The 15,532-nt window shown below is 56.6% G+C and carries 11 protein-coding genes; 8 read left to right on the top strand and 3 right to left on the bottom strand.

Going from position 1 to position 15,532, the window contains the following annotated elements:
* Positions 1–112 precede the first annotated feature (112 nt).
* Complete coding sequence (locus WD071_RS10020; RefSeq protein ID WP_368048236.1) at positions 113–913, top strand: prolipoprotein diacylglyceryl transferase family protein; 801 nt, start codon at positions 113–115, stop codon at positions 911–913.
* A 124-nt stretch (positions 914–1,037) separates the two neighbouring features.
* Entirely contained in the window at positions 1,038–1,622 is a 585-nt protein-coding gene (locus tag WD071_RS10015; protein WP_368048235.1) for an HD domain-containing protein, read from the top strand.
* A 30-nt stretch (positions 1,623–1,652) separates the two neighbouring features.
* Here WD071_RS10015 and WD071_RS10010 read toward each other — a convergent pair whose 3' ends face one another.
* Positions 1,653–1,856, bottom strand: a complete 204-nt coding sequence (locus tag WD071_RS10010) for a DUF3185 family protein (protein ID WP_368048234.1) — start codon at positions 1,854–1,856, stop codon at positions 1,653–1,655.
* A gap of 161 nt (positions 1,857–2,017) precedes the next feature.
* On the opposite strand from WD071_RS10010, the gene WD071_RS10005 reads away from it, so the two are divergent.
* The 6 genes from WD071_RS10005 (at position 2,018) to dacB (ending at position 12,883) form a co-directional block, all read left to right on the top strand.
* A complete protein-coding gene (locus WD071_RS10005; RefSeq protein ID WP_368048233.1) occupies positions 2,018–2,812 on the top strand; it encodes an SDR family NAD(P)-dependent oxidoreductase in 795 nt (264 codons plus the stop codon).
* Positions 2,813–3,029: 217 nt separating this feature from the next.
* Entirely contained in the window at positions 3,030–3,410 is a 381-nt protein-coding gene (locus tag WD071_RS10000) for a PA2779 family protein (RefSeq protein WP_368048232.1), read from the top strand.
* 19 nt (positions 3,411–3,429) lie between these two features.
* On the top strand, positions 3,430–4,386 hold the full coding sequence (locus tag WD071_RS09995) for a PA2778 family cysteine peptidase (RefSeq protein WP_368048231.1): 957 nt from the start codon (positions 3,430–3,432) through the stop codon (positions 4,384–4,386).
* A 153-nt stretch (positions 4,387–4,539) separates the two neighbouring features.
* Positions 4,540–10,080, top strand: coding sequence for an excinuclease ABC subunit UvrA (uvrA, locus tag WD071_RS09990; RefSeq protein WP_368048229.1), 5,541 nt, complete (start codon positions 4,540–4,542; stop codon positions 10,078–10,080).
* 320 nt (positions 10,081–10,400) lie between these two features.
* Positions 10,401–11,177: a hypothetical protein gene (locus tag WD071_RS09985; RefSeq protein WP_368048228.1), complete on the top strand. Its 777-nt coding sequence runs from the start codon at positions 10,401–10,403 to the stop codon at positions 11,175–11,177.
* 245 nt (positions 11,178–11,422) lie between these two features.
* Positions 11,423–12,883 (top strand): D-alanyl-D-alanine carboxypeptidase/D-alanyl-D-alanine-endopeptidase, encoded by a 1,461-nt coding sequence (gene dacB / locus WD071_RS09980; protein WP_368048227.1) that lies wholly within the window; start codon positions 11,423–11,425, stop codon positions 12,881–12,883.
* 41 nt (positions 12,884–12,924) lie between these two features.
* Here dacB and pstB read toward each other — a convergent pair whose 3' ends face one another.
* Complete coding sequence (pstB, locus tag WD071_RS09975; protein WP_368048226.1) at positions 12,925–13,797, bottom strand: phosphate ABC transporter ATP-binding protein PstB; 873 nt, start codon at positions 13,795–13,797, stop codon at positions 12,925–12,927.
* A gap of 25 nt (positions 13,798–13,822) precedes the next feature.
* Positions 13,823–15,490 (bottom strand): phosphate ABC transporter permease PstA, encoded by a 1,668-nt coding sequence (gene pstA / locus WD071_RS09970; protein ID WP_368048225.1) that lies wholly within the window; start codon positions 15,488–15,490, stop codon positions 13,823–13,825.
* Positions 15,491–15,532: the final 42 nt, after the last annotated feature.

The raw sequence follows: 15,532 nt of genomic DNA, 5'->3' as shown, positions 1-15,532 counted from the left end.
ATTGGCTGCAGCCCGGCACCAGCGCCTGCGCGGCAGCGCTCCGCAGACATGGATGTTATAATCTGCGCCCGTCCAGCCGCAGCGGGCGGCCGTGCTTCCGGAGGTGTTGTCTTTGATCACAGTTGCTGGTCCCCTTGCCCTGTCTGTTGAGCGCCTGCTGGTGCTCGCCGGTTTTGCCATCGCGCTGCTGGCTGGCTGGCTGCTGACCCGTCACCGGCGTATACGCCTGGAGCCGACGCTTACCGGTATGCTGGTGCTGGGTTTTATCAGTTCACGCCTGGCTTTTGTGTTGCTGTACCTGGAAGACTATCTGATTGAGCCGCTCAGCATTATCGATATCCGCGATGGCGGCTTTGATTTTGTGGCCGGTATTGCGGCTGCCGCCTTGTTTGGCATGTATCGCGGCTGGAAACATCCCGGCATGCGCAAACCACTGGCGCTGGCAGTGCTGAGTGGCGCCGCAGTGTGGGGCGGCGGCACCCTGAGCATCAGCCGGACCGAACCGCCCCGCCCCGCCCTGCCGCCCATAGCACTGAGTTCTCTCACCGGCGCCGAAGTCAATCTGCAATCACTCAATGACCGGCCCATGGTGGTCAATCTGTGGGCCACCTGGTGCCTGCCATGCAGGCGGGAAATGCCGGTATTGGAAGCGGCCCAGCAGCGCGACAGCGGGGTCAACTATGTGTTTATCAATCAGGCCGAATCGGCTGACCGGATCATGGACTATCTGGCAGACGAAGGGCTGACCCTGAACAATGTGCTGCTGGATGCCAGCGCCGTGTCCGCGCGCCTGCTCGATACCCGGGGTTTACCCAGCACCTACTTTTTTGATGCGGACGGCAACATGACCGATGCACATGTCGGCGAATTGTCACGCGCAACGCTCAGTCAGCAGTTACGCAAATTGCGTTAACGGGCAAGTCGGTTGCATTCAGGTTGCCGCCCCCCGAGGCTGGCCGGACCTGGCAAACTCCCTGTGCCATGATAGAATCGGGCGGCGATGATGAACAATCAACAACAGTCAGGGCAGGTTCAACATGAGCGATCAGCAGCAAGCCAGCTTCAAGAGTTTCCAGGAAAGCAGTCAGGAAGACTGGCAGATCATTGGCAAAGCCTTCAAGGGGTTTGCCGGCGAACTGCCGACGCGTGTTATCAAACACCTGCGTCTGCTGGAAGGTGACTGCGGCGGCTTTCCGGTCGATCGCCTGGAACACTGCCTGCAAACTGCGACCCGCGCCTGGGAAGCCGGCGAGGATGAAGAATACGTGGTGGTCGCCCTGTTGCACGATATCGGCGACACCCTGGGTACCTACGATCATGGCGAAATTGCCGCTGCCATTTTGAAACCCTTTGTCTCCGAAGCCAACCATTGGCTGCTGCGCCATCATCAGATCTTTCAGGGCTACGACTACTTTCATCACCTGGGCGGTGACCGGAACATGCGGGATAAATACCGGGACTCGCCCTACTACGAGTACACCCGGCATTTCTGCGAAGTGTACGATGGCAAGGCGTTTGACCCGGACTACGAGTCCAGACCGCTGGCGTTTTTTATACCCATGGTCGAACGGGTCATGGCCCGACCCCGCAAAACCATCTTCAACGGCATTAAAGATGCCTGAGGAGCCGGGCCCCGGACAGACCGATAACGGTTATCGGCGCCCGAGCGCGAAATACGCACCTGCGACCAGTGCGATGACGCCACCAATCAGAAACAACATGGTTTCATCGGTAAATCGCCCCGTCATGGCTTCGGTCAGTTGATCACCGACCGACTGGGTGGACTGCCATCCGAAGTACAGCATGATTGCGCCGACCACCAGCAGAATCAATCCTAATAGCTGTTTGCTTGGCATAACCTGACTCCTGTTCAGTTATTGGTATTTCCATTGTTGACTGCTTTTGTACTTCTGTTGCTTTGTGGAGCTGTCGTTTTTGATACTAACATACTAGTTGTGACTGCCACGCACTGTGACTGCCATGCATAGAACAAAATCACACCCAAGGAGATCACACCATGAATAACAATTATTTTGACCTGAGCGGAAAAGTTGCCTTGATAACCGGCGGCAACGGCGGTATTGGCCTTGGGTTCGCGCGAGCCCTGGCGATGGCAGGTGCCAGTGTCTGCATCTGGGGTCGCAATGCGGACAAGAACGAGCAGGCAGTCGCGGAGCTCAGCGCGATAGCCACCCATCCCGGACAAAAAGTGCTCGCAATGGTCTGTGATGTCGCCGATGAAAACCAGGTCAGCGACTGTTTCGCAAACACTGTGCAGCACTTTGGCCGGGTCGACACCTGCATCGCCAATGCAGGCGTTGGCTCGGGCTTTGATCGCTTTCACCAGATGCCAACCGCCAACTGGCGACAGGTCATGGACATCAACCTCGATGGCTTTTTTTACACCTTACGTGCCGCTGCCGGGCACATGACGGAACGCGCGGAGAACGGTGATCCGGGTGGTCGTCTGATCGGAGTTTCATCACTCGGCGCTTTGTGCGGCATGGCCCGCGGCGAGCACTACGCCGGCAGCAAGGGCGCCGTGATCTCCATCATGCAGGGTCTGGCGGTGGAATACGCCCGCTTTGGTATCACTGCCAACAGCATTCTGCCAGGACACATTCATACTGAGATGACGGACAAGAACTATAATAACGAAAAGTTCGCCAATGCCATTCTGCCCCGGATACCGATGCGCCGCTGGGGCAAGCCGGATGATTTTGGTGGCATTGCCGTTTACCTGGCGAGCGCTGCCAGCGCCTACCATACTGGCGATAAGTTTCTGATTGACGGTGGTTTTTTTATTTTCTGACAAACGCTCGACCCGGACAAAATACCGATGTCACTTGACTATCAACCGGCTAAGGTGGTTAATACACCCTTGGCTGCATAGCAGGTGGCCGCCGCGGGGCAAGGTTTGTAGGCAGACGAAAATGTGCATACAAAATTTGCCTGGCAGGCCTGGCCAGCGTATCAGCCACAGCGCTTAATCAAGACGCTGTCATACTCAACCAAAAAGGATGTTACCCATGATAAATACCCTAAAAAAGCCTGTAATGTACACGATGATGGCTGCTTTTCTTGCCGGTGGCATCGCCGCCCCTGCAACCGCCGACATAGTAGACAACAAGCAATTGGCAATGCAGTCGGAACTGCAAATGCAGCGTGACAGCGTATTGAACCTGATGGCGCGCGATGATGTTCAGAGCACCATGATGGCCTACGGCATCAGCGCAACCGACATCGAAAACCGTATCAACAACCTGACCGAAGCAGAACTGCTGCAGATCCAGGGCCAACTCGATCAGTTGCCTGCTGGTGAAGGTGCGCTGGGCGCCGTGCTGACCATTCTGTTGATTTTCATCCTGCTGGATATTGCCGGCGTGACTGACATTTTCCCGGGAATCTGAACATTCGGGCAAGGTCTGCATGAAAGCGCTGTTACTGCCTCTGTTCAGCCTGATCCTGCTGGCGTCCTGTGTATCGCCGCCGCAATCCGCGGCGCTGCTGCATGAGATGCCGGCACAGTTCAGTGACGCCGTCCTTGTCCCCGATGTGCCTTTTTATCCGCAGGAAGATTACCAGTGCGGCCCCGCCGCGCTGGCCACCGTGCTTGGTGCAAGCCAGGTTCAGGTAAGCCCGGATGATCTTGTGCCGCTGGTCTATGTGCCAGGGCGACAGGGTTCATTTCAGATTGAAATGGTAGCCGCCGCCCGCAGTTTCGGGCGGCTGGCCTACCAATTACCCCCTACCCTGCAGGCCATGTTCAGCGAAGTCAGCCGCGGCCACCCGGTGCTGGTGATGCAGAACCTGGGCCTGGACTGGTATCCGCAATGGCACTTTGCGGTGCTGAAGGGTTTTGACCTGGTACAGGGGCATGTGATTCTCAACTCCGCCCTGACCGAAAACTATGAAGTGCCGCTGGCGACCTTCGAGCGCACCTGGGCGCGCGCCGATCACTGGGCGGTGCTGGTTGTTGAACCCGGCATCATGCCTTTGAGCGCAACACCTGAACGCTATTTTAATGCCGTTGTCGCCCTGGAGGGCAACAACCCGGCCGAACTAAGCAGCCGGGCCTACCAAAGCGGCCTTGAGCGCTGGCCCGGCAACAGCAGTCTGTTGATGGGTTATGGCAACCTGTTGTACAGCCAGGATGATCTTGATGGCGCCGCGCGGCACTACCGCCAGACCATTGATTTCCACCCAGACTACGCACCCGCCTACAATAATCTGGCGCAGATATTGTTGCAGCAATCAGAACTGGCGCAGGCGCTGACACTGGCAGACAAAGCCGTTGAGCTTGGCGGTGACTTCAGTGACAATTACGCTGGCACCCGGCAACGCATTCAGGCAGCGATCAAAGCACAGAGCAGGCAATCACGCTGAGCTTACACCAGCCCTGCCACCTTTTTTAACGGCACCCTGCTTTAAATAGGACAATATCTGGCCTACATAACGCTATCATGGCACTCATCATACTTTTTCTGACGCCCCATTTTCTGACGCCCTACTATCTGACACACTATTACCTGAACTCCTATGACGCAAAAAAAATCAACATCAGTGGTCGAATCCATCATCGTCCGTGGCGCCCGCCAGAACAATCTTAAAAATCTGACCCTTGAACTACCCGTGAATCAGTTGATCGTGATCACCGGGGTCAGCGGTTCGGGCAAATCAACATTGGCCTTCGACACGATATATGCCGAAGGCCAGCGCCGCTATGTAGAAACTTTTTCCGCCTACGCACGTCAGTTTCTTGATCGCATGGACAAGCCTGCGGTGGACAGCATCGAAGGCATTCCGCCCGCCATTGCCATTGATCAGACCAATCCGGTCAGAACCTCGCGCTCTACAGTCGGCACCATGACCGAACTGAATGACTATCTGAAACTGGTGTATGCCCGCCTTTCGCACTTGCATTGCCCGGACTGCCAGCGTGAAGTCAAACGCGATTCGACACAGAGCATTGTTGCGGCATTGTATGATTCAGTGGCGCCGGATACACGCCTGCACATCTGTCTGCCGGTCTCGGTACCACACAATTTCACTGACGAGGAGGTCATGCAATGGCTGACGCAGCAGGGTTACACCCGCATCCAGAGCAAGACTGAGGGTCAGGTACATGCAGTGCAGGACCGACTGCGCCTGACACCGGAAAATCAGGCCCGACTGGCCGAAGCCATCGAAACCGCGCTGCACCATGGCAGCGGTCATGTTGTGATATACGCTGCGCCGGATACCGACTCGGCAAAGGTACTAAAATACTCAAGCCGCCTGCATTGTGCCCACTGCGATCGCGAGTTCAGTGACCCAAGCCCCAGCCTGTTCTCCTTCAATTCGCCGATAGGCGCCTGCGCGAGCTGCAAAGGCTTCGGCCGTATTATCGGTGTTGATTTTGATCTGGTCATTCCCGATACCAGCAAAACCTTGCGCGAAGGCGCCGTCAAACCCTGGCAAAGCCCGAGCTACCACGAATGTCAGCTCGACATGGAGAAAGCGGCTGGCAAACGCAAAATTCCACTGGATACACCCTGGCGCAAGCTCAGCCGGGCACAGCAACAGTGGGTACTGGAAGGCGAAGGGGATTGGGACGAAGGTGTCTGGTACGGTGTGCGCCGTTTTTTCAACTGGCTGGAAGGCCGTGCCTACAAAATGCATATTCGTGTGCTGCTATCCCGCTACCGCGCTTACACCGAATGCGGTACCTGTCATGGTGCGCGCCTGAAACCCGAAGCCCTTTGGTGGAAACTGGCACAGCAGTATGCCATCAATGAATTGATGCAATTGCCACTGGAACAGTGCGCTGACTTTTTTGCACAGCTTAAACTGCCATCGAACCTGGATACCGCCACCGATCTGTTGATGGGCGAAATTCGTTCGCGTCTGGGTTACCTGCTGGACGTAGGACTGGGCTACCTGACGCTTGACCGACAATCCAGAACCCTGAGTGGTGGCGAAGTTCAGCGCATCAATTTGACGACAGCGCTGGGCACTTCGCTGGTCAACACCCTGTTCGTGCTGGACGAACCCAGCATCGGTCTGCATACACGGGACATGCAGCGCATGGTCAATATCCTGCATCGATTGCGTGATGCAGGCAATTCACTGATTGTGGTTGAGCATGATCCGCAGGTCATGCTGGCTGCTGATCTGATCATCGATATCGGCCCCGGACCCGGCAAGAACGGCGGAGAAGTGCGCTTCGTGGGCACACCGGCACAACTGCTGCGTGACCGGCAATCATTGACCGGCCAGTACCTGCGCGGAGAGCGTAATGTCCAGGACCTGGTTGTAGTCAATGACAGCAGCGGTGGAGATACATCCCGGTACATCAGTATCAAAGGCGCCAGTGAACACAATTTGAAAGACATCGATGTCGACATTCCACTCGGCGGACTGTGTTGCCTGACCGGTGTCAGCGGTTCGGGCAAATCCACGCTGATGCGCGACGTATTGTACCGTGGTTTGTGCCGTGAATACGGGATTACAACGGAAGCGCCCGGCAGTCATCAGTCCATTCACGGATATGAGCACCCGGACACCGTGGTGCTGGTTGATCAGAGTCCTCTAGGCAAGACCACCCGCTCCATACCCGCCACGTATGTCGGGGCCTTTGACGTTATTCGCAAGCGTTTTGTTGCTCAGCCCCTGGCCAGGGAACGGGCTTATACTCCCGGAATATTCAGCTTCAACTCCGGCAACGGCCGCTGCCCGGTCTGCGCCGGCAACGGTTTTGAACACGTGGAGATGCAATTTCTCAGTGATATCTATCTGCGTTGCAGCGAGTGTCATGGTCGTCGCTATCGGCGCGAAATCCTGGACATCACCCTGCTTGATCCTCGTGATGACAGCCGGGCCCTGTCGATCGCAGACATGCTCGAATTGACCGTCAGTGAAGCGTTGGAGTTTTTTGCTGACGATGCTGAAGTGACCAGCTGCCTGCAACCACTGGTGGATGTCGGGCTGCACTATCTGCAGCTGGGCCAGGCGGTACCCACACTCAGTGGTGGTGAGTCCCAGCGACTGAAACTGGCAGGCCATCTGGCTGACGTGTCACGCCAGCGCAACAAGAAAGGCAGGTCCAGACACAAAGGTATACTGTTTCTGTTTGACGAACCCACGACCGGGCTGCATTTCCATGACATCAGCGTGCTGCTGGCGGCTTTCCGCAAACTGATTGACGCCGGCCATTCGCTGCTCGTCATCGAGCACAACCTTGATATTATCCGCAGCGCCGACTGGATTATCGATATCGGTCCGGAAGGCGGTCATGATGGCGGACAGCTGGTAGCCCAGGGCAGCCCGGACGACTTCCTCGCCGGCAGACCCGGATATACCGCCGCGGCATTGGTGCAATATGAAAGCGATCGGCTGCTTAATCAACAACGGGGCAATCAACGTCAGGCTGGCCGGAATTTAAACCAGACCTTACAAAAGCCCGGCCAAAAAACCACCAAGGCTGTTAAACCGGTACAGGCAATCCAGATACATCACGCGCGCGAGCACAACCTGAAAAACGTCGATGTCCGCATTCCCTGGAACCAATTTACCGTGGTCACCGGTGTTAGCGGCAGCGGCAAAAGTACGCTGGCATTTGATATTGTTTTTGCCGAAGGGCAGCGCCGTTATCTGGAGTCACTGAATGCCTATGCCAGGCAATTTGTGCAACCAGCGACACGACCCGATGTTGATGCCATTCACGGCATTCCGCCCACGGTCGCAATTGAACAACGCACCAGCCGTGGCGGCCGCAAAAGTACCGTGGCCACGCTGACCGAGATCTATCATTTCCTGCGCCTGATCTTTGTCAAACTGGGCACACAGCATTGCCCACGCTGTGATGTCCCCATCGAGCCGCAAAGCCGGGAAATGATTCTGGCCCGCCTGATGCAGGACTGGAAGGGCGTCGATATCAATGTGCTGGCACCTGCTGTCGTCGCGCGCAAGGGTATTTACAAAGAGCTCGCCGCCTGGGCGGTGAGCAAAGGTTTCAGCGAACTGCGTGTCGATGGCAACTACCTGCCCGCCGATAACTGGCCCGTGCTGGATCGCTACAAAGAACACAATATTGAAGTATTGATAGGCAGTTGCCAGGTAGACGCGCGACAGGAAACAGCCCTGACCGCGCTGGTGGATCGGGCACTGGCGGTGGGCAATGGCCTGCTTATGGTCGCTGCCAGACCCAGTGGCAAAAAATCACGCAAAGACAGCCTGTTTTCAACCCGGCGGGCATGTCCGTCCTGTGGTGACAGTTTTGATGACCTGGATCCGCGCCTGTTCTCGTTCAATTCGCGTCACGGCTGGTGCAAAAGCTGTTTCGGGACGGGCGAGGTAATAGCACAATTTGACGAGGAGCAGACCGGTGAGGAAGACACCTGGCTCGAACGCGATCACGAACATGCCGGTAAAACCTGTGGCAAGTGCAAAGGCAGTCGCCTGAATCCGACGGCATTGGCGGTGCGTTTCCAGCAATGGAACATTGCCGACTTGACAGCCCAGTCAGTCGACAAGGCTGAGAAGACGCTGGCCCAGGTCCGTTTTGATAAAAAACAGCAATCCATCGCCCGCGATATTGTTGTGGAGCTGAACAGCCGATTAAAATTTCTGCAAAAGGTTGGCCTGGGTTATCTCAGCCTGAACCGGGCGGCCCCGACGCTGAGCGGAGGCGAGGCCCAACGCATCCGGCTGGCATCCCAACTCGGTTCCAATCTGCAGGGTGTATGTTACATTCTGGACGAACCCACCATCGGCCTGCACGCGCGCGACAACCAGTTGTTGATCAAGACCCTGCGTGAACTCCAGCAGCATGGCAATACCGTGGTCGTGGTGGAACACGACGATGCCACCATGGCTGAAGCCGACTATCTGATTGATGTCGGGCCCGGCGCCGGCATACTGGGTGGAGAGATTGTGGCATCCGGCACATTTTCCCAGTTGAAGAAAAACAAGCGCTCGCTGACCGGTCAATTCCTGGCCAACCCTCTTCGTCATCCATTGATGGAACTGCGCGACCAGCAGGCACGTGATGCTCTGGAACCGCAGTCGCTGGAAATCAGCGGCGCCCAGCTCAATAATCTGCGCAATATCTCGCTGAGTATTCCGCTGCGGCGACTGGTGGCTGTCAGTGGTGTCAGCGGCAGTGGCAAGAGCACACTGATCCGTTCTGTGTTGTACGACAACCTGCGCCAGGTACTGGTTCAGAAAGGCAGGAAGCGTAAAGCCATCAAGTGGCACGGCTGCGACGACATTACCGGCTGGCAGGAGATCGATGCCATCCTGCAGGTGGATCAGACTCCCATCGGCAAAACCCCGCGCTCGTGCCCGGCCAGTTACATTGGCATCTGGGACACCATTCGCAAACTGTTTGCCGACACTGTGGATGCCCGCTTGCGAGGCTATCTGCCGGGTCGTTTTTCTTTTAATGTCTCCGGTGGCCGTTGCGAAACCTGCGCCGGTAATGGCATGCAGAAAATAGAAATGAATTTCCTGCCCGATGTGCGGGTGGATTGCGAAGACTGTGGTGGCTGGCGCTTTAATGCTGAAACCCTGTCCGTGTTATACAAGAACAAGCATATCGGTGAAGTGCTGGCCATGAACATTGATCAGGCCGTTGAGTTCTTCGAGCCGGTGCCTTCGGTTTATCATCCGCTGCGTCTGCTGCAGGATGTCGGTCTGGGGTATCTGACGCTGGGTCAGCAAAGCCCCACTCTGAGTGGCGGCGAAGCCCAGCGCATCAAACTGGTGTCAGAGCTGGCCAAGGCCAAACCGCACCTTGCACTCCGGGGCAGCAAACCGCCACATAAACTCTATGTGCTGGACGAACCGACGGTGGGCCTGCACATGGCCGACGTGGAGAAACTGCTGCGCGTACTGCATCGCCTGGTCGACACGGGCAATTCGGTAATTGTCATCGAACACAATCTGGACGTTATTGCAGAAGCGGACTGGGTCATTGATGTCGGTCCTGAAGGCGGCGATGCCGGTGGTAAAATCGTCACCCAGGGTCCTCCGGCCAAAATCGCCAAAAGCAAAAAGTCCCACACCGCAAAATTCCTAGCACCCATGCTGACCGCCTGAACGCAATACTCATAGGATTGACTCGGTTCTGCAGTGAAACGCTACAACAGGTTCGGGTGGCGGGGTGTGACTGCTTGAGGGGCGTACGCGACCCTTGGACGGTCGCATCCGAGCCCCCCATGGCCGGTTTTTGCTCCTGCAAAACCTGCATTTCCGCCTTCCATGGCGGTCAGAAGAGTTTTACGGGCGTCCCCGAAAGCAGTCACACCCCACCGCTCGAACCGGGATACGAAGTGCTCCCGCAGACCGGCAACGCCTAACGGAACTGACAGACATATAAACAGTCCAATGGGCATCGTTGCCAACAATTACAACCGCCGATGAACACCACCCAGCATCCGCAGAATACAAATCAGGATACTCGACCAGAGCCCCCGATCCTGACCGATCTGCAGCTGGACGACGACCCGGATACCCGGCACATCCCCGAATCAACCCGGATCCTGCCAGTCACATTGCTGATCAGCCTGTCCGCGCACGTGATTATTCTTGCCCTGGCCGCCTACGCCGCCAACCGCGATGGTCATCAGGTAGAGCAAACGACCGCCCAGCCCAGCATTCAGATACGCTTGCAACAACCACCGACGCAGGCCACTGCAGCCAGCAACAACGAGGAACTGCCATCACCACCAGACGACCCAGTGACAACCGACGAGGCCATACCGTCAACAGACACTGAGACAGCCGAGCCGGACACATTAACAACTGAAACCCTCGCTCAGCAGCCAACCCTGATAGAAGAGCCTGCCACACCCGCTGCGCCGCCATCCGTACAAGTCCCCTCACTCACCGATCTGCGCACCGCCGCACGCAACCGCGCCGGGCAGGACCGTGAGAGTCGCTCCATGCACCCCGACTGCCTGACCCGCGAACGTCGCAGTGCCTTTCTTGATTGCGACGAAGACGCTGGCTACGACTATGCCAGCGCCGAACACAACGACACCTACGCATTCTTCAATCCGACCCTGCCCGACCAGCCCGTCAACAACGCCACCGAACAAACCACCACCACTGCCCGCGTCAAAGCCACCATCGACATGTTCGACAACCAGCTAGGCACCACCCAGGTCAAACGCCGCATCATGAATGTCCAGTAGATTTAACCGGCTCAGGGACTGCACACATTCAGGACCGGGCGGTGGCGGATGGCGGCTTGAGGGGCGTATGCGACCCTGGATGGTCGCATCCGAGCCCCCCAGGGAAGGGTTTACGGGCGTCCCCGAAAGCAGCCATCCGCTATCGCCCGGTCCGGCATTCAAGCATTCAGTCCAACAAGAAACCCTTGACGACAACCCCCATGTCAGCGAAAGTGATTACCATCAACAACCCTATAGAACGGCCTATGATGCACCTAAACCTCATCCACAAAGCCACCACAGTTTTTGCCCTTTTCCTCCTGAGCGCACTGTCTCAGCATGCAACAGCCCAGAACACCAGCGACATACCCCCCGAAGTACGCGTCGTCACCAACGGCCACAACTTCCCCGCCAACGCCTACACACTGCTGGTCCAGGAAGTGGGCAACCCGACCCCCCTGCTCGCTGTCAACACCGCACAAGCCATGAACCCCGCCTCCACCATCAAAACCCTGACCACACTCGCCGGGCTTGAACTGCTCGGTCCCGACTACACCTGGAAAACCGAACTATATGCGCTGGGCCCGGTCAGCAACGGCACGCTGCAGGGTGACCTGCTGATTCGTGGTGGCGCTGATCCCTTTCTGGTGCAAGAGCACGTACGCAGCATGCTTAGAACGCTGCAACGCCGCGGTGTAAACCGGATCACCGGCGACCTGGTCATCGACAACAGCCTGTTCGATGCGACAGTCAATAACGACTCCGCAATAGACAATCAGTCAGGCCGTGCCTACAACGTTGCCCCCGATGCCCTGCTGTTCAATTTTCAGGTCGTCAATTTCTACTTCTACCCCCACCAGAACGGTCGGGACGTCATCATACGCAGCGATCCGACGCTGCCAAATCTGACCATCAATAACCAGCTGCAGCAGAGCAACTCTGCCTGCACCGGCTTCCAGCGTGGTATCAGTTTCAGTGACAACAAAGACACCAACACCGTTACCTTCAGCGGCAGGCATCCTGCCAGCTGCGGCGAATACAGCATGACCCGCGCCGTGCTGGATGCACCACAATACAACTACGGCCTGTTTCAGGCTTTGTGGCAGGAACTGGGCGGAGAGTTTGACGGTGAACTTCGTCAGGCGACTTTAAACAGCCTGAGCACAACCGACGATGCAAGCCCGTTTGTTGTATGGCAATCACCACCTCTCGCCGACATCATCAAATCCATCAACAAATACAGCAACAACCTGATGACGCGGCAACTGCTGTTGACACTGGGCCTGCAGCACGCCGGGGAACCGGCAGGCATTGACAAGGGGGTTGACGCAGTGCGCGGGTACCTGACCGACATTGGTATCGATCACAGCGACATGGTGATGGCAAACGGTTCGGGGCTGAGCCGCGACACCCGGCTGACCAGCGCCATGCTGGGCGCAGTCCTGCAACGCGGTTTTGTCATACCCACGATGCCGGAGTTCGTCGCATCATTGCCGCTGGCCGGGCTGGACGGCACCATGCAGAACAGACTGGCGGGGGGTGATGGCCACGGCAGCAGCCACGTCAAAACCGGCTCACTCAATGGTGTGACCGGCATAGCGGGATATGTGCACGCCCGCTCAGGCAAACACTACGTCGTGGTCGCGCTGGTTAACCACGCACAGGCACACGCCGGTCCCGGACAGGAACTGGGTGATGCCTTGCTGCGATGGACCTGGAGGCAGTAACAGAAGGTAATCACTCTGGCGGGGTGATGAACAACGACCTGCTAGCCGTAACGACCGGTAATGTAATCTTCGGTCTGTTTTTTGGATGGATTGGTAAACAAAGTATCAGTATCACCATACTCGACCAGATTACCAATATACATAAACGCAGTGTAATCGGACACGCGTGCTGCCTGTTGCATATTGTGCGTCACAATGATGATGGTGTAGTCGCGCTTGAGTTCGTTGATCAGCTCTTCAATTTTTAATGTTGAAATCGGATCCAGCGCCGACGCCGGTTCATCCAGCAGGATAACTTCCGGCTCAATGGCAATGGCACGCGCAATCACCAGACGCTGTTGTTGACCGCCTGACATACCAAAGGCGTTGTCCTGTAACCTGTCCTTGACCTCGTCCCACAACGCAGCAGCGCGCAGCGATTTCTCAACCACTTCGTCCAGCACACGACGCGAACTGACGCCTTGCAGGCGCAGCCCGTAGGCCACGTTTTCATAGATGCTTTTCGGGAACGGATTGGGCTTCTGAAACACCATGCCCACGTTGCGACGCAATTCGGCCACGTCCACGTCACGGTCATAAATATTTTTACCGTCCATGATGACTTCGCCTTCAATACGGCAAATATCCACCAGGTCATTCATCCGATTAAAGCAGCGCAGCAGTGTTGACTTGCCACAACCTGAAGGTCCGATAAAGGCAGTGACCCGCTTCTCCGGAATGGTCAGATTGATGCCCTTGAGCGCATGTTCATTGCCGTAGTAGAGATTGAGGTCGTTGACTTCGATCTTGGATTTTTCGTCGGCCAGGGACAGTGCTTCACGCTCGGAAACCTTGCGCGCGCCGGCCGCCGATATCGCGGGACGATCGTGTCCGGCAGTTGATGCAGGATTGTTGTTGGCAGTCTGAGTTGTCATCGTGCGTTACTCTTCCTTTAATTTGTTAATCGCTGGCGCTGCGATATCGTTCACGCAAATGGTTACGAATGCTGATGGCTGTCAGGTTGAGAATCACAATCAGCATGACCAGCACCAGCGCCGTGGCATAAACCAGTGGGCGAGCGGCTTCAACGTTGGGGCTCTGGAAACCAACATCATAAATATGGAAGCCCAGATGCATGATCTTTCTTTCCAGGTGAATATACGGGAAAGTGCCATCGATAGGCAGTGTCGGTGCCAGTTTCACAACCCCCACCAACATCAGTGGCGCGACTTCTCCGGCGGCGCGGGCGATAGCCAGGATCAGACCGGTCATCATCGCAGGCGTTGCCAGCGGCACAATCACCTTCCACAGCGTTTCAGATTTGGTGGCACCCAGTGCCAGACTGCCCTGCCGGATGGTACTGGGAATACGCGCCAGGCCCTCTTCGGTTGACACAATGACGATGGGCAGGGTCAACAGCGCCAGCGTCAAAGAGGCCCAGAACAGGCCCGGGGTACCGAATGTCGGGGCTGGCAAAGAGGCTTCGTAAAACAGTTGATCGATGTTGCCGCCCAGGAAATACACAAAAAAGCCCAGACCGAACACCCCGTAAACAATCGACGGTACACCGGCAAGATTGTACACCGAGATGCGAATGATACGGGTCATGGTGCCCTGTTTGGCATACTCTCGCAGGTAGATCGCCGCCAGAATGCCAAACGGTGTCACCATGATGGACATGACCAGAACCATGGTCACCGTGCCAAAAATTGCCGGGAAAATACCGCCTTCGGTATTGGCCTCACGCGGCTCGTCCACCATGAATTCCCACAAGCGTTCGACGTATTGCACCAGTTTGGCAAATACGGACATGGCATTGGGTGCGGTGACACGGACAATGGTGGCCAGAGTAATGTCGACCTCGTTGCCATTGGCCGTTTGCATACGCAGGGTATCGCGTTGCGTGCTCTGGTAAATGGCATCCAGTTCCTCACGCAGAACGGCATAATCGGCGTCAAAGCGGGCACTGGCAGCGGCTATCCGCTCACGCTCCCTGGCCTCGATATCTGCCGGTGGCGGATTGAGTTGCAGATTGCGCTCGTCCAGCCGCAATTGCTCGATACCGGTGTTGATACGCCCGATTTCGCCACGCTCCAGCCGTCGTATTTCATTGAACAGGGCCAGGCTGCGATCAACTGACGCCTGCAACTGCGGCCAGAAGTCAGCGTCGCCCGGTGTACTGATGACATTGCCTTCGCGTATTAGCGCCAATGGCTGACCGTAAAAATTGCCCCATTCACGGCGCTCGACAACAAACACATCCTCGGGGTATTGCCAGGGCCCCATGCCTAGTTCGAGATACCAGACAAAATCGCGACCAGTCTGATCACGGTTGCCCAGCTTGAACAGGTGACGCGTCACCAGTTCGATATCATCGGGCACGGTTTCGCCGGAGTCGCGCGCGACAGCAGCCGAGATAACCTGGCTGCGCACCAGCTCCCCCATGATGGTGCTTTGCTCACCACTGGCGTCGGTCATATCTATAACCGCCACATCCGACGGCCAGAAGTGGGCGAAGCCCCTGACTGCAATCAGGCCAATCAGGCCTATTACCATGATCATGCACATGGCAACTGCGCCGCCATTCAGCCAGATCCAGGGTGTGCCACTTTTAAACCATTGTCTCATGCCATGTTCTCTCTGCAATCGTAAGCCACAGGGCGGTGTTGC

The sequence above is a fragment of the Pseudohongiella sp. genome (assembly GCF_040877505.1).
Lineage (GTDB): Bacteria > Pseudomonadota > Gammaproteobacteria > Pseudomonadales > Pseudohongiellaceae > Pseudohongiella.
This window is presented reverse-complemented; position numbering and strand designations above follow the sequence as displayed.